Origin of the sequence: Bacillus sp. JNUCC-22 (assembly GCF_018861275.1) — a bacterium.
GTDB classification, from domain to species: domain Bacteria; phylum Bacillota; class Bacilli; order Bacillales; family Bacillaceae; genus Bacillus; species Bacillus velezensis.
This window is the reverse complement of record NZ_CP076408.1, coordinates 625,617-647,075: the sequence shown is the minus strand read 5'-3', so window position 1 is coordinate 647,075 and position 21,459 is coordinate 625,617. Positions and strand designations below refer to the sequence as shown.

Genomic DNA, 21,459 nt, shown 5'->3' with positions numbered 1-21,459 from the left:
GCCTCCTAACCCGAATGTTGGGAATATTCAATCTATGGCGGCTGAAGAAGCCGCCTCCGGCTGGCTTCTTCTATAAACCTAAACGCTCAAAGATCAAGTCGACGTTTTTCAAATGATAATTGTAGTCAAAGCAATCGGCAATCTGTTCCGGTGTGAGACGGGACGTGATTTTTTCCTCCGCTTCGACAAGCTGGCGGAACGGCACTTGTTTTTCCCACGCTTCCATTGCTTTCGGCTGAACCGTGTCATATGCTTCTTCACGAGGCAGACCCGTGTCGATTAAAGCAAGCAGCACGCGCTGAGAATAGATCAAACCGAGTGTGCGGTCCATGTTGCGTTTCATATTTTCCGGGAATACCGTTAAGTTTTTGACGATATTGCTGAATCGGTTCAGCATGTAATTCAGCGCGATTGTCGCGTCAGGAAGAATGATGCGCTCAGCTGATGAATGAGAAATATCACGCTCATGCCATAACGGTACATTTTCGTATGCCGTCAGCATATACCCGCGGATCACGCGCGCCATGCCCGTCATATTTTCCGACCCGATCGGATTCCGCTTATGAGGCATAGCCGATGAGCCTTTTTGTCCTTTTGCAAAAAACTCTTCCACTTCACGTGTTTCACTCTTTTGCAGACCGCGGATTTCCACTGCGAATTTTTCAATGCTCGTCGCGATCAAAGCCAGTGCCGCCATGTAATCCGCATGTCGGTCGCGCTGTAATGTCTGAGTGGAAATCGGCGCCGCTTTCAGGCCGAGTTTTTCACAGACATACTGCTCTACGAACGGATCAATATTCGCATATGTGCCGACCGCGCCGGAAAGCTTCCCGACCTCGATCCCTTCTTTTGCCTGCTTGAAACGTTCAAGGTTGCGTTTCATTTCTTCATGCCAAAGCGCGAGTTTCAGGCCGAATGTCGTCGGTTCCGCGTGTACGCCGTGCGTGCGGCCCATCATGACCGTGTATTTATGTTCTTTCGCTTTTTCTTTTATAATGTCAACAAATCTCTCAATGTCCTTGAGCAAGATCTCATTCGCCTGTTTTAATAGATAGGAAAGAGCGGTATCCACGACATCTGTTGACGTCAGGCCGTAGTGAACCCATTTTCTTTCTTCACCTAATGATTCTGAAACCGCACGGGTGAATGCAACGACGTCATGGCGCGTATCCTGCTCGATTTCCAAAATGCGGTTGATATCGAAAGACGCGTTTTCGCGCATGACTTTGACGTCTTCTTTCGGAATGACGCCAAGCTCAGCCCAGGCTTCACAGGCTAAAATCTCGACTTCCAGCCATGCCTGGTATCTGTTTTCGTCCGTCCAGATCGCGGACATTTCAGGTCTTGAATAACGTTCGATCATTATGCTCGTCCTCCGTCTCTTTTCATCCATATGTTCGTGATGTCCTGAATCCATGTTTCATCAGGCTTCCGCAAAAATGTCATATGCCCCATTTTGCGGCCTTTTTTAATCTCATGTTTTCCGTACAGGTACAGTTTGGCTTCCTTTAAAAGCTCCGTATGCTCCTCCGCAATCTTCACTTCATCACCGAGCAGATTCACCATCATTCCCGGTTTGAGAAGATCGGTTCTGCCGAGAGGAAGTCCGCAGACCGCTCTGATGTGCTGTTCGAATTGGCTCGTTTCACAAAGGTCGAGCGTATAATGCCCTGAATTGTGAGGACGCGGCGCCAGTTCATTAATCAAAAGGTCTCCGTCTTCCGTGACGAACATTTCCACCGCAAGGGGCCCGACAAGTTCCAATTTCTCCGCGAGCTGAACGGCAAGCGCCTCTGCCCGCTTTTGAACCGTTTCCTCCGCTCTCGCGGGTACGATGCTTTGGAACAGAATATTATTTTTGTGGATATTTTCAGCAGCCGGAAAGGTTGAAATCTCCCCGTGCACCGATCTCGTCACGATAACGGAAAGCTCCATCCGGAACGATACCCAGCTTTCAAGTATGCACGTGCCGTTTTCTAACAGCGCAGCCGCTTCATCTGTCTGTCCTTCTTCCTTAATGACAAATTGGCCTTTGCCGTCATATCCGCCGCGGCATGTTTTCAGCACCGCCGGGAGCCCCAGTGCCTGAACGGCTTCCTCAAGCTCCCGTCCGCTGTTTACGATCCGATAAGGAGCGACTTGACAGCCTGCTGACTGGATCGCCTTTTTTTCCGTTTCCCTGTTTTGGGTGATGAGCAGCAGCTCGCTTCCCTGGGGAAGATATGCATGTTCTTTGAGCCAGTTGAGCGCCTCGTAATCGATATTTTCAAATTCGTAGGTAATGATGTCACTGACTCCGGCCAATTTTTGAATCGCTTCACGGTCATTGTACTGGGCGGTAATCTCAATATCGGCGATCTGTCCGCATGGCGAGTCTTTCACGGGATCGACGACAGCGACTTTATAGCCCATCTGTTTTGCGGCGACAGCCATCATTTTTCCGAGCTGTCCGCCTCCGATAATGCCGATGACGGCGCCGGGATAAATCGTTTTTTTATCAGACAAGCTGATCACTGCTTTCCAGCACCGTTTGTTTTGTCGCATTTCTTCTCGCCTCTAGTTTATCCGCAATGGCATCGTCAAATGCCGACAAAATTTGCGCGGCTAACAGACCCGCGTTCACTGCGCCCGCTTTCCCGATCGCAGTCGTCGCGACCGGCACGCCGCCTGGCATCTGTACGATAGACAGAAGAGAATCAAGCCCGTTAAGCGATTTTGTCTGAACCGGTACGCCGATCACCGGCAGCGTCGTTTTGGCCGCCGTCATTCCCGGCAGATGCGCCGCTCCTCCGGCTCCGGCAATAATGACTTTTAAGCCCCTGTCTCTGGCGCTTTCTGCATATTCAAACATCAAATCAGGCGTCCGGTGCGCGGATACTACCTGTTTTTCATAAGGAATGTGAAGTTCGTCAAGTATGTCGCATGCATGTTTCATTGTCTCCCAATCGGAGGTGCTTCCCATGATGATTCCTGCTAGCGGCTGCATTCTGTTCCCACCTTCTCATGCTTTGTTTTTCAGAAAAAAAAGCCCGGCTTATATTGCAACTATGAGGAAGCAATACAAACCGGGCATGGCGCGCGTATCGTCAGTCGTTCGCTTCTGCGATATCCATGTCAGCTGTTTATCACTTTCCTGCATAGTCCGGCCGTTTACGGCAGCCGGGTAGAAACTTATGGGCCATATTCCCAAGATTATATGAGGTCGTGTTTTGATTTCATGTTTATCTTAACAACGGACTTGGATAATGTCAACGACATTATCGAACGATATAAAAATTCTTTCTTTTAATGTTCGTGTTTAGATCAATTTCCCTTCAAATACGATTTTTTTCCCGCAAGGAACGACTTGAATTGATCCATTTTCTTTCTTTTCTGTAAAGATCGGCTCTTCCATCCGCCGGACGGGCATATAACCCTCTTCCTTCATTAAAGTGAGAATGGTGTCAATCGTTTCATCTTCCGTTACTTCAAACCGTTTCTTTTTTGGCTTTGTCATTCCTTAATTCTCCTCTTCTTCACTGCTTTCACCCAGAATCCGCCGTGGATCGTTTTCGGCTCAAAGGCGATGATAAACGCTTTTTCATCAAGCGTTTTAATCGTATCATAAAGCTGAAGCTCATATTTGCGCGGCGTCAGAATCTGCATGGCGGTCCGGTCTCCTTCAAGTCCGCCCGCAACCCAGCTTGTAACCCCGTATCCTTTTTCCCGGAGCTGTTTCGGCAGGTCCAGATCGAGCTCCTTCGTAATGACGTTGACTGTAATATAGCCGAGCGCCAGTTTTTCCTCAATTTTCATTCCCACTATGACGCCGAGGCCGTAGCCGAGCGCATAGGCAATGACGTTTTGAATTTGATTCAGATTGCCAAGCACGAGACTCAGGCCGGTCACATACACAAGGATTTCAATCGTACTGATGCCTGCGGCGAAATAGCGCTGTCCCTTTAATGTCAGAATCATCCTGATCGTAAAGAAAGAGACATATATAATGTTAATGATGAGAATAATGAGAACCATACCTATACTGTTGGATAAAATCGTCTGCATCATTGATTCCCCCTCCTCTGATAATTTGAAAAGCCAATCTTTCAATTAAGGATAGTTTACCCTCTTTTGATCATTTTCAAAAGAAAAAAAAGCCCGCCCCGCAAGGCAGACTTTCAAGCTCTTATCAGTGAAGCTCGGCTTTTTTCAATCGTTTGACGGCTTCATATTCCTTTTCAAGCTCACTCAGCGTGTATCCGGACAGTTCCTGAACATGGTTTTGGTAAAACCCTGAGCGGATCAGCTTTGTCCTCAGGTGCTGTTTTTTCCGATTAATGGCTTCTCGCAACAATGGGGCCATCTTCATCATCCCTTTCCGAATCATAAAGAGTAGTGCCGCTTTCGAATTGCTGTTGCTCTCATCATATCTCGGCCGGGTCTTCAAAACAACACGCTTTATTAGAAAAATTTGTAAACATTGTGAAAGACAAATTTCGACTTATAAAGGGATCAGCGAAGCAGTAAAGTACTCTGAAATGAGCGGCCATGTCACAGCCGTAAAAATGAGCATGATGATGACCGCCGCGGAAATACAGTACATCACATCAGCCGCAGGCTTTTCAGCCGATTTGTAAAGAATCTGCACAAACTGCACCATCGCCGAGGCGGCCAGAAACAAGGTCAGCGCCGTAAACACCACGGTGATGACTGGCAGATTCAATATCGCGAAAATCATCCACACGATAGAGCAGGCGACAGCCGGAACCAAAAGCGATCCGACCCCCGCGGCCGCATCCCGCATCGTAATTTTCTGTTTCATCATATAACGTGATACAAGCCAGACCGCGCCGGCCGCAGCGGCAAAAAAGACGAGCGTATACACGAGAACGACGGTAAAGCCGTCAAAAAACGTATGATGCCGCTCCCCGTATCCGAGAGGCCTTTGCTGGCTTGCCCTCAGCTGAAACCAATTTCCGATTGAGAAAAAGATACTGAATACAAGCATTGAAATAAGAGCATATTTAAAGCGGGAAAAGCCGTCTTCCCCAACGACCTTCACCGGTGATGTCAAAATGCGCAGCGCGAAACGGCAATAACGTTTGACCGCGGCCCATGCAGAAGCGAGTTTTTCCGTAAAAGCCGGAGCCGGGCGCCGTTCCTTTTCTTTTTTCTTTTGCTTTTGATAACGTCCCGCATTTCTGGACATTCTCGACAGCGGTTCTTCATCAGTTCCCTGATGCTGTTTTTCTTCTTCCAACGTTTCTTTTCTTTCTTCCGTCATGTCAGCAACTCCTATCAAAAAAATACGGCGGAATTTGTTAAACAAGAAAATAAAACACTTATATAAGGTACCGAAGCGTCCTCAAACAGTCAAGCGGTTTTCTTCACCCGGACACCCACATGACGTTTTATAGTATGTATTGGTTTTACGGAATAGGACAAAAACAAAAAACCGGCTGTCCTCAGCCGGTTTTTCCGTTATTTCAAGAAGATGAAATACAGGATAAAGATGACGAACAGCCCGTACATAATCGGGTGAACGCTTTTTCCTTTTCCTTTGCAGATCATTGTAATCGGGTAGAATATAAAACCGATCGCAATCCCCGTCGCAATGCTGTACGTCAGCGGCATCATAATCATCGTTAAGAATGCCGGCACAGCCACCTCGAATTTATCCCAGGCGATCTTACCGAGCGGCGCCACCATCAGCGCGCCGACAATAATTAAAGCTGGAGCCGTCACATTCGTGGTGACAACTGACAGAAGCGGCGAGAAAAACATCGCCAGCAAAAAGAGAATGCCCGTCACAACAGCCGCGAAGCCGGAGCGCGCCCCCGCCGCAACGCCTGAGCTGGATTCAACATAAGAAGTCGTTGTAGACGTACCGAGTACGGCTCCGATAACGATTGATGTTGAATCCGCCAGAAGCGCTCTTCCCGCACGCGGAAGTTTGTTTTCCTTCATCAATCCGGCCTGTGTCGCTACAGCTACCAGCGTACCGGCCGTATCGAAAAACCCGACGAACAAGAAAGTTAAAATGACAATCAGCATTTGGACGGAGAAGATATCCGGAAGATGCATCCACGCCTGTCCGAAAGTCGGCGCAAGACTCGGCACGCTGCCGACAATGTGCGTCGGAACCGGAATCAGTCCGCAGACCATGCCGGCAACCGCCGTCAGAAGCATTCCGATAAATACGCCGCCGTTTACGCGAAGCACCATCAGAATGACCGTCACAATAACACCGAAAACCGTCAGCAGTACAGGACCGCTGTGAATATTGCCGATAGACACCAAAGTCGATGAGTTTGCTTCAATAATGCCCGAACCCTGCAAACCGACAAATGTGATAAACAAACCGATACCCGCGCCGACCGCTAATTTCAGCTCAGGCGGAATCGCATTAATGATTTTTTCCCGCAATCCCGTCAGCGAAAGCGCCACGAAGATAATTCCGGAAATCAAGACGCCGGAAAGCGCAGCCTGCCATGAAATCCCCATGCCGAGGACGACAGAGAAAGCAAAAAACGCATTTAATCCCATACCCGGCGCAATCGCGATCGGATACTTTGCAATGAGCCCCATTAAAATACAGCCGGCCGCAGACGCCAAGGCTGTAGCGGTGAACACCGCGCCCTGATCAATTTTTAATGTTTCGGGAAATCCTTTCACACCGTTTAAAGACAATGTCAGCGGATTGACGAACAGAATGTACGCCATTGACAAAAAGGTCGTTAAACCGCCGATGATTTCATTACGATAGCTTGTCCCCAGCTCATCAAACTGAAAAAATTGCTTCAAGCCAATTGCCTCCTTCATTCTCTCCCATTTATTCTGCCCGTTATCCGCCAAATAAAAAACGCCCCAAATACATTTGGGACGCTTGACTACATACGTTCAGTCTGAATAAATAAGAATGGATTATTTATATCAAACGATTGAGATTGATCCGTAGTCAAGCCATTTACGGTAGCTTGGTAGAAACTTGCGGGCCATATCCCCGCCATTATACGATATCTGCATATTTGATTTCTGAGTCTATTGTATCAATTCAATTTTGAAAACTCAATAAAAAAAACGAACAATCCCGTTAAAAAAATTTGGTTTATTCGTTAATTGACCAAAAATGGAAGACGGCAAAAGCCGCCTTCCTGACATCATTTTCCGTCCGCAGGCCGGACCGGCACCGAGAATGTGATCCCCTTGTCATCCGCCAGCAAGTTCATAACCGTTTGATTGACGTACAAAGCGTATGAATCGAATGAAAAATCGCGCAACGAATAGTCTTTATTGGATGAATCATCCAATTCAAAAACGGATTCCATTTCACCCGTTTTAAGATTCATGACTTTCGCCTTATTCCCTTTCAGATAATAGCCTTTTTCATACTCATCAACTGATGGCCAGGTTTTCATTTTTTTCGTATTGCCGAGACCGATTGACTCACCGACATTGATCAGCTGATCTTTATCCGCTTTGCTGTAATTAATTCCTGTGAATTGATAATCGACGATCACCCGTCTGCCTTGCTGTTTGATCTTTTTGATGGTAATGCCGACATGATGATGTTTCGTTTCATAACTGACGGGCAGTTTTGTTTTCAGAGGCACGATTTCTCCCGGCTCTGATTCTGATTTTAAATTACCCGTTATGAAAAGTGTTTTCGCTTTCGGGTCTATCGGTTTGCTGAATTGAGTTTGGCCGCGTATTCTTTTCCCGCCTCCGGGAAGATTCTTTCTGCCGCCAAGTTCAATATTCGACATCGTCATTTCATAATGGTTTCCTGCATCATCCGTTGCTTCGTCAATCGAGATGGCATCATTTTTAGCTGCATCTAGAAAGTCGATAGAATACAGGAGAGCCGATCCCATCGTTCCGTTCTCCGCCCGGATATCGAAAAAGCGGTATAATCCGTGATTTACATTCACAGCTTTCGTTCCTTCAAGAGAAACGGACTTTTGTTTTTTGATCGGAAGTGTAAAGCGCCAGTTTCCGGGGATATCCTTGATTTGTGTAATGACAAGCGGAAGCTTATCACCGTCTTTCAGCTTTGAGCCGTCCGTGAACAGGCGAAGCTGCCCAGCGTACCGCCCGTCTTTCATTTTTTTCATATCACTGCTGTCATAATCCTCTGCTAACATATTCCGTGGATCTTTATAATCAACTTGAAAAGAGATGCTCTCCTCATCTGATTTCAAATTGTCAACGGTAAAATTGTAAACGAGCTGTCCGCTGTCGTAATACACACTTTTCACTGTCACCGTAATCCCGCGTGATTCCGCTTTCTCATTCAGTTTTGTCACCAAATTGCTTTTAAACAGCGCAGAACCTGCCTTATCCTGAAACAGACTGTAAATTTGTCCGGCAACAGGAATGTTTCCCATAGCCGTATTAACGGAGGGCATGAATAAACCTGAGGACAGATACAGAATAAACAAAGCAGCAGCAACCGCGAGTCCGTTTATCACTTTTCGTCCCCATCTCCGTCTGACGGCGCCTTCTTTTCCGGCACGGACAGCGGCGCTGTGTATCACGTTTTTCAATTCAGCTTTCGGCACGTCAATGTCCTGATACAATTGCTTCATTTGATGCTTTTCCATATATGTTTATCCTCCTTTTCCAGCTCCTGCTTCAATGCTTTTCTCGCCCTGTGGAGATGCGTTTTTACAGTGCCTTCCGCCATACCGGTCTGTTCAGCGATCATAGCAATCGAGAAATCTTGAAAATAATAAAGCTGAATGGTCAGCTGTATATGTTCGTCAAGGGTTTCCAGGGCATTCCGAAGATCTATGTATTCTTCAATGTTCTTATTCTCCGCGCGCGTATCGTGTTGCGGCTCAAACGGAATGACGTCTCCGTGCTTTTTCCTCATCGCAAAAATCGTATGAAGCAAAATCCGGATCAGCCACGTTTTAAAATATTTCGGCTCCTTCAGCTGCGCGATATGCAGAAAAGCCTTGTAAACCGTTTCCTGCACTGCGTCCAGCGTATCTTCCTTGTGATGCAAATAGAGATAAGCTGTTTTATATAAAGTCTCCTGATGAGCTGTGATCAGTTTTTCAAAGGCTGCGGCATCACCTTTTTTCGCCTTTTTGATCAATCGTTCTTCCTTCACCTTATCCACCTCCTATGCTGTTAGATATGAATCAGGGCAAAACGGTTTCAAAAAGATGAAAAAAAACGCCTCTTTTTTAAAAGAGACGTTTTTTTATCTTCATTTATTCCCACTCAATCGTTGCAGGCGGCTTGCTCGTAATGTCATACACGACGCGGTTGATGTGTTTCACTTCATTGACGATCCGTGTCGAAATCACTTCAAGCACATCCCAAGGGATACGCGCCCAGTCAGATGTCATGCCGTCAATTGATGTTACGGCACGGATACCGATTGTGTAATCATACGTTCTCGCATCTCCCATGACGCCGACGCTGCGGATGTCAGGAAGAACCGTGAAGTACTGCCAGATGTCGCGCTCAAGGCCGTGGTTCGCCACTTCTTCACGCAGAATCGCGTCTGATTCACGAACGATCTCAAGTTTTTCTTCCGTTACTTCGCCGAGTACGCGGATGCCAAGTCCAGGGCCCGGGAACGGCTGACGCCATACGATATCATCCGGAAGGCCGAGCTCTGTGCCAAGCGCGCGCACTTCGTCTTTGAAAAGGGTGTTCAGCGGCTCGATCAGTTCAAACTGCATATCTTCAGGAAGTCCGCCGACATTGTGATGCGATTTGATCGTTTGCGCCGTTGCAGTACCGCTCTCGATAATATCCGTGTAAAGCGTTCCTTGCGCTAGATAATCGATGCCTTTAAGCTTGTCCGCTTCATCATCAAATACGTAAATGAATTCGTTGCCGATGATTTTGCGTTTTTGCTCAGGATCAGAAACACCTTTCAGCTTGTTTAAGAATCTGTCTTTCGCATCAACTTTAATGACATTCATATTAAAGCCTTCGCTGAACGTTTTCATGACGCCTTCCGCTTCGCCTTTACGAAGCAGGCCGTGATCGACGAAAATACAAGTCAGCTGGTCGCCGATCGCTTTATGAATTAAAGCAGCCACAACAGAGGAATCAACACCGCCGCTTAGCGCGCAAAGAACCTGCTTGTCTCCGACTGTTTCACGGATTTTTTGCATTTCGATTTCGATAAAGTTTTCCATTGACCATTTGCCTTCACAATCGCAAACGCCGAATACAAAGTTTTTCAGAAGATCATTGCCGTATTCAGAGTGGCGCACTTCCGGGTGGAACTGAACGCCGTACCAATTCTTGTCCGCTTTGCTCATCGCTGAATTCGGACAGTGATGGCTTGTTGCGTCAACAGTGAAGCCTTCTGGAACTTCTACAACCAAATCGCCGTGGCTCATCCAGACAACTTGTTCTTCCGGAAGATCTTTGAACAAGTCAGGAGTTCCTTGAATCTGAATGTTGGCTTTTCCGTATTCGCGCTGGCTTGCCGCCTCGACTTTTCCTCCGAGATAATGAGTCATCAGCTGCATGCCGTAGCAGATGCCTAATACAGGAATATCGAGTTCAAAGATTTTTTCGTCACAGCGGAAAGATCCTTCATCATATACACTGTTCGGTCCGCCTGAAAGGATAATTCCTTTTGGATTCATTTCTTTGATTTCCTCAGCTGTCAACGTATGGGGGTGCAGCTCGCTATATACGCCAAATTCACGGATCCGGCGGGTAATCAGCTGGTTATACTGACTGCCGAAATCAAGAACAAGAATCATTTCATTCACTAACTTCGTCATGGTTGTCACCTAATCTCCTCTAAGTTTTTGACACAGAAAAAACGGAGGACAAACGTTCAGCCCTCTGTCGCGCAAGACTTGTCCGGAAGCCCGGCTTTTTAACGCTCCCGGGCTCCCATTTAACATTCATTTATTCTAACAACAGGACGATATGCGGTCAAGACTATCTTGTTTTAATTATATTTTCCCACAACTGTCCCGATTCATTCCAAAGCTCCGCTGCATTATCCCTGCGGTATAAGGCCCGCTCATAGAGCAGCGTCAGCTCGGACATGTCGTTTGTATGGTACGCCTCGTCAATCCTCGCGGCAAAATCGCGCAGTGTTTCTCCGTCTCCCCTGCTGAATCCTTTTCGTTTCAGCTGGCGGAGCAGCGCGGCATATGCGTCGAAAAAGACGTCTTCATCCGTACGCCGCTTCAATCTGGCTGCTGTAACGTGCGGAATCCAGCGCGCCCGGAGCACCCAGGCGAGTGCCGCCGCGGCTGAAATCACGATGACGATGGCTGCATACGGCCATAGCTGTGCCGCGGTTTTGTTGCGGATCACAGGCTGCGGTGCCGCGCTGTGATCCCGCTTTTTCGGCTTTTCCTCTTTTTCCGGCTTTGTTTCCTGACGCTGCTTGTCAGACGGTTCATCCGAATTTCCCGCTGAGCCTCCGCTGTCTTTTGCCGCCGTATGATTTTGCTCTGACGTAAACTCCGTCGGATTGGTGAAGCCTTTTGTCGGCTCAAACGTCACCCAGCCCTGATCGGGAAAATACACTTCTACCCACGAATGGGCGTTGTTGTTTGTGACTTCATAAATGTGGCCGTTATGGTCGCCTGCCCCTTTATATTCGCCGGATGTATAGCCCTTAACCCAACGGGCGGGGATTCCCGCAGAGCGGAGCAGCACGGCCATTGCCGATGAAAAGTTATCACAATATCCTCTTTTCGTTTCAAACAGAAATTGATCGACATAATCCTGATTGTGCTCCGGAACCGCGACATCCTGTGTATTATACGAAAATGCGGAAGATCCGAGATAATCCTCGATCGCCTTCGCTTTATCGAACATATTATGGTGATCCCGCGTCAGTCTGTCCGCAAGCTGTCTCACTCTTTTCGGAAGGCTGTCGGGGACCTGTAAATACCGGTCATTGAATTGATTCTGCTCACGGTATCGTTTCACTTTCACTTTTCTGAGATCATTCAGCTTAAAGACGGGCGCCTGAAAAGTCACCGTGTACCGTCCCATATTGCGGATGTTGCCCACTTGTTCACTGACCGGCGTAATTTGCTCGGTGTTTCCGTTCATTTCAAGCTGAATCGAGTGCTTCGGTTTAATATTGGAGACGCCGATCGGATACATGACGTGATTATAGAGATAATTCTCATCAATGGACACCTGTGCCGTATACCGTCTCGTCTGCACACTCCGGTCAAACCATATATCTTCCACGTTGCCGCTGTTCAGTTTATAGGACATGCCCTGATCGGTCTCCACCCAGCCTTTCCCCGTGTATGTATCCTTCGTTTCCACCCGGAAGTACGCCCGTTCTTTTCCCTTCCATGTAAAAACCGGCGTATCATCCTGCTGAAAAGGGCCGCCCAATGTTTCATCATGATTGCCGTAGCCGATTTTGCTTTCGGCGGCGGGCACTTCTTTGTGGTTTGTTATTTTTTTAAGAAACGGCACGGGGTCCGGCCAGTTCGGGTCTGATTTCGGAGCCGCCAGACCGAACACGACGGAAGCGCAGATAAACAGCATCAGCGGCAGAAACCATTTGAGTATCAATCTTTTTTTAAACGCTATGTGTTCCGTAAGCCGGATGCGCTCCATATACAAAAGCCCCATCATCAAAAAGCCGATAAAGACGATCCGGATGACGGCGTACGCGGCATCATAAGGAGTAAACGTATCAAGCACGGTGATATACGCCACCGTCATGATAAAAAAGAATAATATTTTCCGCTGATAGATCACCCAGTAATGCAGCAAATACACGAGCAGCCATAAAAGCACAAAAAACAGCAATGTGCGGAATGACGGATTCATATCATTCCATCTTCCGGTCCCGATGTGGCGGGCATTTTGCATCACGTCCCGCAAAAAAGAAACGAGCCATTCCGGCTGAAAAACCGAACCTTTATAAAACAGGATGTGAATACTGATCAACGTAAACAGAATGCAGGACGGCACGGTGACGTACCACCTCATCCGGAAGAATGACAGCAGAAATGCCAAACCGATAAAAACGATGAAAAAACCGGTATGTTTTGTATCTGTAAAATTGTGCAGCGGCCTGAGCCATTCCCATAACAATAAAAAAGCGAGAAAATAAAACAGCAGCAGACTCAGCCTGCTTCCCTGGTTCTCGTCATGCGGCATGGCGCGCCACCTCTCTTTCTAAACAACATGGGACACCCGTTTGTCCCTGATCATTTGCACCTTAATATTTTTTTGAGCGAAGATGAGAGCGAGTTTCCGTTCTTTCTCCGAAAGCGCGGCATTCGTTTCTTTCGCCAAAAACACCGTCATGTCAGCACGGCCGGGCTCAGCCTGTTTGAGAAGGTCTTCTGTAAGACTGCCCGTCACGACGGCAATGGAAGCTTTGCGGACGCGCGGATCCGCCAGCTCTTTTCCTAAACGCCCGCCCGCATCGGCTTCTTCCGATTCTGAAGCTGATGCCAGGTAACGCAGCATCTTTCTGAAATGCCGGTCTCCCTCCCGGACGGGAAATACGGTCCGGTCGCTCCCCAATGAAATAAATCCTGCGGGAGAGCCCTTCACAAGCGCCGTGTAAAGCAGGGATGCCGAAGCTGATACCGCGGCTTCAAACGATGGGGACGGCCTGCAGTCCAAAAGGAGAATCATATTCACACTCTGCAGCGGGTCAAATTCCTTCGTCATCAGCTCATTTCGCCGCGCCGATGTTTTCCAGTCAAGTGCGGAAAACCGGTCGCCCGGCTGATAATTTCTGACGCTCGCAGCCATTGCGGAGCGGTGTACCTGAAACGGAGCGCCGGCAGCCGCACCCTCTTCCCCGGAGGCAGCCTGCGGCTTATAGTGAACAGACCCGTACGCCGGGAAAACCAGAACCGTATCCGTAACGGAAAACGACGCCGTCTTGTCCAAAAGCCCGAGAACATCTCCCGTCCGCACTCTTATCGTATGTAAATGATGCTCTCCGCGCGGCACCTGCGGCAGCTCATATTGTAACGTCAGCTTCCTTTGAAACCACGGAAACACAAGCTGTTTCGCACTGCGCCTCTCGCCAAGCGTTTCCGGCATCACATCTTCAATGACCATATATGTCAGCGGAAACGGCAGGCGCCTCGCCAGCCTGATGGTGACAGACAGCCTGTCGCCTGAGGTTAACTGGGCGGAGGACACGTCACGCGTCACCTGAAACGCCCGCAGCGGGTACACAGCGACCAGCCCGGCGTAAACGGTAAACGGCAAAAACGCATAAAATAAAAACCAGCTCACAAATCCGCCCTGAAACATGGCATAAGAAAAGACAGCCGCCGTCAGTACGGCCAACATAAGCAGCTTCCATCCATATAGAAGCCAATGCATCTTCTTTCTCATTAGCGGACCGACATCCTTTGGACGGGGACTTTTTCCGTTTGCATGATGTCTTCTATAACCGCTTCCGGCGTCACATCGTTAAATTTCGCCTCGGCGGTCAGGATCATTCTGTGCGGCAGCGTATACGGAGCCAAATACTGGACGTCATCAGGAATGACGTAATCGCGGTCATGAAGCAGCGCGTACGCCTGCGCGGCTTTCATTAATGAGATTGAACCGCGCGGACTTACGCCCAGATGTACGGACGGATGCCGGCGGGTATGCTGAGTAATGCCGACGATATACGCTTTTATTCCATCATCCACCCGCACCTGCTCCAGTTTTTGCTGAAGGCTGATAAACTGTTCTTTAGAAATGACGGGCACGATTGTTTCAAGCGGATTGCGCCCTTCCTGCAAAGACAGAACCCGAAGCTCTTCCTCGGCAGTCGGATAGCCCATGCGCAGCTTAAATAAAAACCGGTCAAGCTGGGCTTCGGGAAGCGGATACGTTCCTTCATATTCAACCGGGTTTTGTGTGGCCATGACGAAAAACGGCTCAGCCAGCCGCATTGTCTTTCCGTCAATCGTGACATTCCCTTCCTCCATTGCCTCAAGCAGAGAAGACTGCGTTTTCGGAGAGGTTCTGTTAATTTCATCAGCCAGCACGATATTCCCCATGATCGGTCCAGGGCGGTATTCAAATTCCATCGTTTTCGTATTATAAATAGAGACACCCGTCACATCTGACGGCAGAAGATCCGGCGTGAACTGAATCCTCTTAAAGTCAGCTCCGATCAGTTTGGCCAAAGCGCGGACCATCATCGTTTTTCCGACTCCCGGCACGTCTTCCAGCAGCACATGCCCTTTTGCGAGAATGGCGGCCAGACTGAGTATGGCGATATCCCGTTTTCCTATGATGATGTTTTCAATATGCTCAACGGCTTTCTCCAGCAGCGGATGCAGCTCTTCTTTATAAGCCATTCTTCTCCTCCTAGTCATCTCTCAAATTTCAATTATCGTAACCTAACTTTACCACAAAATATAAACAGTATAAAAAAACGTTTCCAGCGAATTGTTTCCAGCCCTAAAAGGAAAAAGCTCCCTTTAGAAAGGAAGCTTTATTTCAGCTGGAGAGGCTCCATATGAACGTGTGAACGGTCAATGGCATGTTCCTCTTTCATCTTGCGTTCTACCTCATTTGCGATCTCATGACTCTCTTTAATGTTCAGATCTGACGGCACTTCAATGACGACATCAATATGAACGGAGCTGCCCAGATATCTCGCTTTAATATCTTTTAAACGGCTGACGCCCGCAATCTGTTCAATCGTCTTTTTATAGTCAGAAATATGTTTGACATCAAAACCGTCAGTCAGCGAATGAGAGGATTCCTTAAAAATATCCCACGCGGTTTTGCAGATGATCAATCCGATGATAAACGCGGTAACCGTATCCACCCAAGCCAAATGGAACTGTGAAGCAAAAATTCCGATAAACGTGCCGATACTGACGAGCGCATCTGATTTATTATCAGCGGCCGCAGCTGAAAGGGCCTGGCTGTTTACCTTTTTGGCAAGCCCTTTCGTATAGCGGCAGACCATCAGCATCACGACGGCGCTCCCCGCGGCCGTCCAGGCGGCTATCATATCCGGTGTTTCCTCTTTAACGGAAAAAATAGATTGCGCGGCGCTGAACAGCACTTGCATTCCGACAAGCATCATAATAATGGACGCGATGAGGGACGCGACGGTCTCCGCCCGAAAATGGCCGTAAGGATGATCTTCGTCAGGAGGTTTCTGAGAGATGCGCAAACCGATGAAAACAGCTGCAGATGCCACGATATCAGTCGTATTATTTAAACCGTCGGCCTGAAGCGCTTCTGAGTGAAACAAATAACCGATCACAAGCTTCACAGCCGACAATGCCGCATATGCGCCAATACTGACAATCGCTCCGGTTTCGCCTTTTTTCAATTCATGATATCTCTCCACTTAAAATCCTCCTTCCCGTTCAATTTTTCCTTCACTATCATACAAAGCGAAGACACAGTGGGTCTATAGAAACATGATTCACTTTCCACAGAAAAATAGTAAGATAGAACATTTATGCGCTCAGGAAACTTACTTTTATTCACGAAACCCCTCTCATCCCAATCGTACCAAGGCTTCTTGCCATCCTGTTTTCATGGAATTATTTTCAAACCCATTAAAACACAAAAATAACGGAAAATTGTTTCTTTTCCTTCCGGCACCTTCTGCTGTACGGACGAGAAAAAATGTCATATTTTCTTACATCATTTTCAACTGTCTGTGGCATTTATGATAGAATAATACTTGTCGGAATATTCAGCATAAACAAACCAAAAGGAGGCAAAGAATGAATCAGCCTAACTCTTTATCAAAGGGATTAAAAACCCGGCATATGACTATGATTTCAATTGCCGGCGTGATCGGCGCCGGATTATTTGTCGGAAGCGGATCCGTCATTCATTCCACCGGACCCGGAGCGATTGTCTCCTACGCATTAGCAGGACTATTAGTGATTTTTATTATGAGAATGCTGGGGGAAATGTCCTCCGTCAACCCGACAAGCGGTTCGTTTTCACAGTACGCGCATGACGCCATCGGTCCTTGGGCCGGTTTTACGATCGGATGGCTGTATTGGTTTTTCTGGGTCATCGTCATTGCCATTGAAGCCATTGCAGGCGCCGGAATCATACAGTACTGGTTCCCGGGCATTCCGTTATGGCTGACGAGTCTGCTTCTGACCGTGCTGTTAACACTGACGAATATTTATTCAGTTAAATCGTTCGGCGAATTTGAATACTGGCTTTCCTTAGTGAAGGTAGCGACGATCGTTGTCTTCTTAATCGCGGGATTTGTGTTCATTTTCGGAATCGTCCCCGGCAGCAAACCGGTCGGGCTGGAAAATCTGGCGGGCAGCGGCGGATTTTTCCCTAAAGGTCCAAGTTCCGTTCTGCTCGGCATTGTCGTTGTCATTTTTTCTTTCATGGGATCTGAAATCGTCGCAATCGCAGCGGGAGAAACGTCAAATCCGGTCGAATCCGTCACAAAGGCGACCCGCTCAGTCGTTTGGCGGATCATTATTTTTTACGTCGGTTCCATTGCGGTTGTGGTCACACTGCTGCCATGGGATTCAGCCAATATTTTGGAAAGCCCCTTCGTTGCCGTTTTGAGCCATATCGGGGTTCCCGCAGCCGCTCAAATCATGAATTTCATCGTCCTGACAGCCGTTCTGTCCTGCCTGAACTCCGGGCTTTATACGACGTCACGGATGCTGTATTCACTGGCAGAGCGAAATGAAGCGCCGCGGCGTTTTATGAAACTGAGTAAAAGAGGCGTACCGGTTCAAGCCATTATCGCCGGCACCTTTTTCTCCTATATTGCCGTTGTTATGAACTACTTTTCTCCCGACTCCGTATTTTTGTTCCTGGTCAATTCATCAGGGGCGATCGCACTGCTCGTCTATCTCGTCATCGCCGTCTCACATCTGAGAATGAGAAAGAAAATCGAACGGACAAACCCTGAATCTCTTAAAATCAAAATGTGGTTCTATCCGTACTTAACCTACCTGACGATCATCGCCATTTGCGCCATCTTGTTATCTATGCTGTTTATCAGTTCAATGCGGTCTGAATTTCTGCTGACAGGATTTATTACTCTGCTGGTACTTGCCTCATATGTATTCCGCAAAAAACAAAAACCGAAAGAGAGCGCTTCCGAAAGCCGGGTTGCGCAATAACCGCAAACACCCCCCCCTCAAAAAAGGGCGGGTGTTTTTTTAACCAACCTGTTCAAGGCAGCATTAACTGTAGTACAGGATTTCAATAATTGATAAGGACAGGATGAAAAATGGCACTAGAAAAATTTGCAGATGAACTGCCGATCATCGAAACACTCCAGCCGCAGAAGAAATCAGACGGCAGCACGTATTATGAAGTCACCATGAAGGAATGCTTTCACAAGCTGCACCGCGATCTCCCGCCGACCCGGCTGTGGGGGTATAACGGTTTATTTCCCGGCCCGACGATCGACGTGAACCAAGATGAGAACGTCTATATTAAATGGATGAATGACCTTCCGGATAAGCATTTTCTGCCTGTGGATCATACCATTCACCATTCAGAAAGCGGCCATCAGGAACCCGATGTCAAAACCGTCGTCCATTTACACGGAGGAGCAACCCCGCCGGACAGCGACGGCTACCCGGAAGCATGGTTCACAAAGGATTTTAAGGAAACGGGTCCTTATTTTGAGAAAGAGGTATACCATTATCCAAACAAACAGCGCGGGGCTCTGTTATGGTATCACGATCACGCCATGGCGATTACGAGGCTCAATGTGTACGCCGGGCTTGCCGGGATGTACATCATCCGCGAGCGAAAAGAAAAGCAGCTGAAGCTTCCCTCCGGAGAGTACGACGTACCGCTTATGATTTTGGACCGCACGTTAAATGACGACGGTTCCTTGTCTTATCCGAGCGGACCTGCTAACCCTTCCGAAACGCTGCCCGATCCTTCCATCGTCCCGTTTTTTTGCGGAAATACCATTCTCGTTAATGGTAAAGCGTGGCCGTATATGGAAGTTGAACCGCGGACATATCGTTTCCGCATCCTTAATGCCTCCAATACAAGAACATTTTCTCTCTCGCTCAATAACGGCGGCAAGTTTATCCAAATCGGTTCTGACGGCGGACTGCTTCCCCGCTCTGTCAAAACACAATCTATCAGCTTAGCCCCGGCAGAGCGGTATGATGTGCTCATCGATTTCTCCGCCTTTGACGGAGAACATATCATTTTAACGAACGGCACCGGCTGCGGGGGCGACGTCGATCCGGATACAGACGCCAATGTGATGCAATTCCGCGTCACAAAACCGCTGAAGGGAGAAGACACAAGCCGGAAGCCTAAATATCTTTCAACAATGCCTAATGTGACATCAAAGAGAATACACAATATCAGGACGCTTAAACTCACAAATACGCAAGACAAATACGGCCGGCCCGTTTTGACGCTGAATAACAAGCGATGGCATGATCCTGTGACAGAAGCGCCGAAGCTCGGCACAACGGAAATCTGGTCGATTATCAATCCAATGGGGGGAACCCATCCGATACACCTGCACCTTGTTTCCTTCCAAATCCTTGACCGGCGTCCTTTTGACTTAGAGCGTTATAACAAATTCGGCGACATTGTGTATACAGGCCCCGCCGTCCCGCCTCCTCCAAGTGAAAAAGGCTGGAAAGACACCGTGCAGGCGCACTCGGGAGAGGTCATCAGAATCGCGGCGACTTTCGCTCCTTACAGCGGACGCTACGTATGGCACTGTCATATTTTAGAGCACGAAGATTACGACATGATGAGACCGATGGACGTCACGGATAAGCAGTAAACAAATATCACCCCTTTTAGAGAAGGGGCTTTTTTATTTATCCAAAAAGAAAAAATAAGAAGACACTTATTTGCATATACTGTAATAACAGGAAGACGATGCACCCTCATTGGAAATCTGGATAGAAAAAGGAATTAGGAGATTAGGGAAAAGTATGAGACAATGAAGGAGTGCACGAAAATTCATAAGGGAAGAAGTGACTTTATGTCTTACTACAACAAACGTAATCAGGAACCGCTGCCTAAAGAAGATGTCAGTACGTGGGAATGCACAAAAGAGGACTGTATCGGCTGGAGCAGAAAGAATTTTGCCGGCAGTGATACCCCGACTTGCCCCCTTTGCGGCAGTAAAATGATCGACGGCGTCCGTTCGTTGGTAAATCTCCAAAACAATAATCAAACGGCATCAAGTTAGACCTCCCTTTTACGAGTCTCAACATAGAGAAGGCCTCCATGTCTCATGAGAGGCCTTTGCGTTATCATGTCCTTTTATGATGCAAAGGAGCAATGAACATGAAAAACGATCGGCAGCAGAAAGATCTGAAGGAAATGGCAAAACGGCGGAAAATGAACCGTGCCGCACAGTCATTCATCGAAACGCTTCATTTTGCCGTTCCGATTCTCCGTTTTTCAAATGGCTCGCCTCAGCCGCAGCCAGCTTTGTTCATTAAAAAACACCCAGCGGGCGCTGAGTGTTTTTTTCATGATTGGATGACGGAAAAACTGTTGATAATGCCGTTGTCATTTCCCCAGACTTTTTCGCATTTTTTCGTATCCAAATGATAAGCATAAATGGTCCGGACCTTCGCATTCCGCCCCGTTTCATCCTTCAGACGCTTAGCGCCTTTTGCTTCCGCCATGAAATAAATGATGCTGCCGTCTTTAGAAAACTGAGGCTGGGCATCAATCAGCGGAGTGAAGTCCTTCCCGTTTGAGATAATCGTTTCATCTTTTTTCGTTTTGACATTCATCAGACGGATGGACGCTTTTTGTTCCGTCCCTTTTTGGGTATAAGATGTAAAGACAAGGTTCTTTCCGTCCGGTGACACCGCCACGTCGCTGATAAACTGCTCAAGGTTTGTCAGATCCTGAAGATGTTCGCCCGCTCCTGCTGCAAACCGGATATTCGTCGGTTCAGGGTCAATCCCCTTCTCATTTGCCTCATCCGTTTTTTGATAATCCTCTTTCACGGAATAATGCAGAAGCGCAAAATCGTTTTGGCTGCGGTTATAAAAGAAGCTGCTCACACTGTCGTCTTTCTCATCGGCGGCGGGATACAGATTTTCATAACGTTTCGTTTTCAAATCAAAAGATGCGAGACGGAAAATATCTTCATCCGCTTTTCCGAGACGGAAATAAATGTGCGTCAAATCCTTTGATAAAAACAGACTGTCAGCGCTTGCCGTTCCTTTATAAAGCACCGTCTTCTTTTTCGTCTTCAGATCAAGCTTATGCAGACGCATCTCATTTTGGTCATTATTCCCGACAAAATAGAGCACCTGATGGGCGTCATCCAGCGCAAACGCCGGATATGCCGAAAGCTTTTCCTCGTACAGCACGCGGCCGTCCTCGTAATATTTCGTCATCAGATCTTTGTCTGTAATGGAAACAAGCAGCTTGTCATGGCCGCCGGAGACAACGGCTTTTCCGCCGCCGTCGCTTTTTCCTTTAATCAGTAAAACGGACGCGATGACCGCCGCCGCCAAAACGGCGGCCAGCAACACCCAGATCCATCGTTTCTTCTTCATTATC

General features: G+C 47.8%; 19 protein-coding genes and 2 riboswitches. Of the genes, 3 read left to right on the top strand and 16 right to left on the bottom strand.

The annotated features are described in order from the left end of the window. Positions 1-70: 70 nt before the first annotated feature. The 15 genes from purB to JNUCC22_RS03310 all read right to left on the bottom strand — a co-directional run bounded on the left by purB (position 71) and on the right by JNUCC22_RS03310 (position 16,288). Positions 71-1,363: an adenylosuccinate lyase gene (gene purB / locus JNUCC22_RS03380; RefSeq protein ID WP_007408896.1), complete on the bottom strand. Its 1,293-nt coding sequence runs from the start codon at positions 1,361-1,363 to the stop codon at positions 71-73. After that, positions 1,363-2,544, bottom strand: a complete 1,182-nt coding sequence (purK, locus tag JNUCC22_RS03375; RefSeq protein ID WP_216062124.1) for a 5-(carboxyamino)imidazole ribonucleotide synthase — start codon at positions 2,542-2,544, stop codon at positions 1,363-1,365. The genes purB and purK overlap by 1 nt, the downstream gene beginning before the upstream one ends. Beyond that, on the bottom strand, positions 2,498-2,986 hold the full coding sequence (purE, locus tag JNUCC22_RS03370) for a 5-(carboxyamino)imidazole ribonucleotide mutase (protein WP_007408894.1): 489 nt from the start codon (positions 2,984-2,986) through the stop codon (positions 2,498-2,500). Before purE ends, purK begins: the two co-directional genes overlap by 47 nt. A gap of 132 nt (positions 2,987-3,118) precedes the next feature. After that, positions 3,119-3,220, bottom strand: a riboswitch (purine riboswitch). A 78-nt stretch (positions 3,221-3,298) separates the two neighbouring features. Next, a complete protein-coding gene (locus tag JNUCC22_RS03365) occupies positions 3,299-3,496 on the bottom strand; it encodes an NETI motif-containing protein (RefSeq protein WP_007609843.1) in 198 nt (65 codons plus the stop codon). Beyond that, on the bottom strand, positions 3,493-4,047 hold the full coding sequence (locus JNUCC22_RS03360) for a DUF2179 domain-containing protein (RefSeq protein ID WP_014469850.1): 555 nt from the start codon (positions 4,045-4,047) through the stop codon (positions 3,493-3,495). The genes JNUCC22_RS03365 and JNUCC22_RS03360 overlap by 4 nt, the downstream gene beginning before the upstream one ends. A 121-nt stretch (positions 4,048-4,168) precedes the next feature. Further along, on the bottom strand, positions 4,169-4,342 hold the full coding sequence (locus JNUCC22_RS03355; protein WP_012116994.1) for a Fur-regulated basic protein FbpA: 174 nt from the start codon (positions 4,340-4,342) through the stop codon (positions 4,169-4,171). Positions 4,343-4,480: 138 nt separating this feature from the next. Next, entirely contained in the window at positions 4,481-5,263 is a 783-nt protein-coding gene (locus JNUCC22_RS03350) for a hypothetical protein (RefSeq protein WP_144464641.1), read from the bottom strand. 197 nt (positions 5,264-5,460) lie between these two features. After that, complete coding sequence (locus JNUCC22_RS03345; protein ID WP_061046486.1) at positions 5,461-6,783, bottom strand: NCS2 family permease; 1,323 nt, start codon at positions 6,781-6,783, stop codon at positions 5,461-5,463. A gap of 131 nt (positions 6,784-6,914) precedes the next feature. After that, positions 6,915-7,016: riboswitch (purine riboswitch) on the bottom strand. A gap of 123 nt (positions 7,017-7,139) precedes the next feature. Then, a complete protein-coding gene (locus tag JNUCC22_RS03340; RefSeq protein ID WP_061046485.1) occupies positions 7,140-8,582 on the bottom strand; it encodes a DUF4179 domain-containing protein in 1,443 nt (480 codons plus the stop codon). Beyond that, positions 8,564-9,097: a sigma-70 family RNA polymerase sigma factor gene (locus JNUCC22_RS03335; protein ID WP_033574951.1), complete on the bottom strand. Its 534-nt coding sequence runs from the start codon at positions 9,095-9,097 to the stop codon at positions 8,564-8,566. The genes JNUCC22_RS03340 and JNUCC22_RS03335 overlap by 19 nt, the downstream gene beginning before the upstream one ends. Positions 9,098-9,200: 103 nt before the next feature. Next, the gene (guaA, locus tag JNUCC22_RS03330; RefSeq protein ID WP_007408887.1) at positions 9,201-10,742 is read right to left on the bottom strand and encodes a glutamine-hydrolyzing GMP synthase; all 1,542 of its coding nucleotides are present in this window, start codon (positions 10,740-10,742) and stop codon (positions 9,201-9,203) included. 163 nt (positions 10,743-10,905) lie between these two features. Beyond that, on the bottom strand, positions 10,906-13,113 hold the full coding sequence (locus JNUCC22_RS03325) for a DUF4129 domain-containing transglutaminase family protein (protein ID WP_216062123.1): 2,208 nt from the start codon (positions 13,111-13,113) through the stop codon (positions 10,906-10,908). A gap of 18 nt (positions 13,114-13,131) precedes the next feature. Then, positions 13,132-14,316, bottom strand: coding sequence for a DUF58 domain-containing protein (locus JNUCC22_RS03320; protein WP_088461578.1), 1,185 nt, complete (start codon positions 14,314-14,316; stop codon positions 13,132-13,134). After that, positions 14,316-15,278, bottom strand: a complete 963-nt coding sequence (locus tag JNUCC22_RS03315; RefSeq protein WP_072588860.1) for an AAA family ATPase — start codon at positions 15,276-15,278, stop codon at positions 14,316-14,318. The genes JNUCC22_RS03320 and JNUCC22_RS03315 overlap by 1 nt, the downstream gene beginning before the upstream one ends. 137 nt (positions 15,279-15,415) lie before the next feature. After that, positions 15,416-16,288 (bottom strand): cation diffusion facilitator family transporter, encoded by an 873-nt coding sequence (locus JNUCC22_RS03310; RefSeq protein WP_007609821.1) that lies wholly within the window; start codon positions 16,286-16,288, stop codon positions 15,416-15,418. A gap of 385 nt (positions 16,289-16,673) precedes the next feature. Here JNUCC22_RS03310 and gabP point away from each other — a divergent pair, with 385 nt between their 5' ends. From gabP to JNUCC22_RS03295, 3 genes are all read left to right on the top strand, one after another. Next, complete coding sequence (gabP, locus tag JNUCC22_RS03305) at positions 16,674-18,059, top strand: GABA permease (protein WP_072588859.1); 1,386 nt, start codon at positions 16,674-16,676, stop codon at positions 18,057-18,059. 110 nt (positions 18,060-18,169) lie between these two features. Beyond that, complete coding sequence (gene cotA, locus JNUCC22_RS03300; RefSeq protein WP_072588858.1) at positions 18,170-19,708, top strand: outer spore coat copper-dependent laccase CotA; 1,539 nt, start codon at positions 18,170-18,172, stop codon at positions 19,706-19,708. 204 nt (positions 19,709-19,912) lie between these two features. After that, the gene (locus tag JNUCC22_RS03295; protein WP_007408879.1) at positions 19,913-20,122 is read left to right on the top strand and encodes a cold-shock protein; all 210 of its coding nucleotides are present in this window, start codon (positions 19,913-19,915) and stop codon (positions 20,120-20,122) included. Positions 20,123-20,408: 286 nt separating this feature from the next. Here the strand turns inward: JNUCC22_RS03295 and JNUCC22_RS03290 are convergent, their stop codons facing one another. Then, complete coding sequence (locus JNUCC22_RS03290) at positions 20,409-21,455, bottom strand: TolB family protein (RefSeq protein ID WP_072588857.1); 1,047 nt, start codon at positions 21,453-21,455, stop codon at positions 20,409-20,411. Between the last annotated feature and the right edge of the window lie 4 nt (positions 21,456-21,459).

Coding starts and splice junctions, on each gene's coding strand:
- purB (WP_007408896.1), bottom strand. CDS start 1,363: ATGATCGAACGTTATTCAAGACCTGAAATGTCCGCGATCTGGACGGAC.
- purK (WP_216062124.1), bottom strand. CDS start 2,544: ATGCGACAAAACAAACGGTGCTGGAAAGCAGTGATCAGCTTGTCTGAT.
- purE (WP_007408894.1), bottom strand. CDS start 2,986: ATGCAGCCGCTAGCAGGAATCATCATGGGAAGCACCTCCGATTGGGAG.
- JNUCC22_RS03365 (WP_007609843.1), bottom strand. CDS start 3,496: ATGACAAAGCCAAAAAAGAAACGGTTTGAAGTAACGGAAGATGAAACG.
- JNUCC22_RS03360 (WP_014469850.1), bottom strand. CDS start 4,047: ATGATGCAGACGATTTTATCCAACAGTATAGGTATGGTTCTCATTATT.
- JNUCC22_RS03355 (WP_012116994.1), bottom strand. CDS start 4,342: ATGGCCCCATTGTTGCGAGAAGCCATTAATCGGAAAAAACAGCACCTG.
- JNUCC22_RS03350 (WP_144464641.1), bottom strand. CDS start 5,263: ATGACGGAAGAAAGAAAAGAAACGTTGGAAGAAGAAAAACAGCATCAG.
- JNUCC22_RS03340 (WP_061046485.1), bottom strand. CDS start 8,582: ATGGAAAAGCATCAAATGAAGCAATTGTATCAGGACATTGACGTGCCG.
- guaA (WP_007408887.1), bottom strand. CDS start 10,742: ATGACGAAGTTAGTGAATGAAATGATTCTTGTTCTTGATTTCGGCAGT.
- JNUCC22_RS03325 (WP_216062123.1), bottom strand. CDS start 13,113: ATGCCGCATGACGAGAACCAGGGAAGCAGGCTGAGTCTGCTGCTGTTT.
- JNUCC22_RS03320 (WP_088461578.1), bottom strand. CDS start 14,316: ATGAGAAAGAAGATGCATTGGCTTCTATATGGATGGAAGCTGCTTATG.
- JNUCC22_RS03315 (WP_072588860.1), bottom strand. CDS start 15,278: ATGGCTTATAAAGAAGAGCTGCATCCGCTGCTGGAGAAAGCCGTTGAG.
- gabP (WP_072588859.1), top strand. CDS start 16,674: ATGAATCAGCCTAACTCTTTATCAAAGGGATTAAAAACCCGGCATATG.
- cotA (WP_072588858.1), top strand. CDS start 18,170: ATGGCACTAGAAAAATTTGCAGATGAACTGCCGATCATCGAAACACTC.
- JNUCC22_RS03295 (WP_007408879.1), top strand. CDS start 19,913: ATGTCTTACTACAACAAACGTAATCAGGAACCGCTGCCTAAAGAAGAT.
- JNUCC22_RS03290 (WP_072588857.1), bottom strand. CDS start 21,455: ATGAAGAAGAAACGATGGATCTGGGTGTTGCTGGCCGCCGTTTTGGCG.